This is a genomic window from Thomasclavelia sp. (genome assembly GCF_047249845.1).
In the GTDB taxonomy this organism is placed as follows: domain Bacteria; phylum Bacillota_I; class Bacilli_A; order Erysipelotrichales; family Coprobacillaceae; genus Thomasclavelia.
Genome location: NZ_JBKTWO010000132.1, coordinates 1 through 251 on the forward strand (window position 1 = coordinate 1; position 251 = coordinate 251).

1 pseudogene is annotated in these 251 nt (G+C 27.5%); it reads left to right on the top strand.

What is annotated here, in order from left to right:
• A pseudogene (locus tag ACLR9T_RS13955) lies at positions 1–251 on the top strand (sensor histidine kinase); the annotation flags it as partial.

Genomic DNA, 251 nt, shown 5'->3' on the forward strand with positions numbered 1-251 from the left:
TAGATCTGATATCAGAATATAATTATCCAATTGATTATCAACTTAAAACACAAAAGAATAAAGATTTTAATACTTCAGAGTATTTGCAAATTATTGGTAAAGACAATACTCAAGATGTTATGGATGCTAAAGAGAACTTTCAGTATCAAATCAAGCAAAGCATACGTCAATTAGAGAAGCAAACAGATCTTTATTATCAAGCTGTTGATAATGAATCACAAATTCACTCTGCAAATACTAATGATGATTTA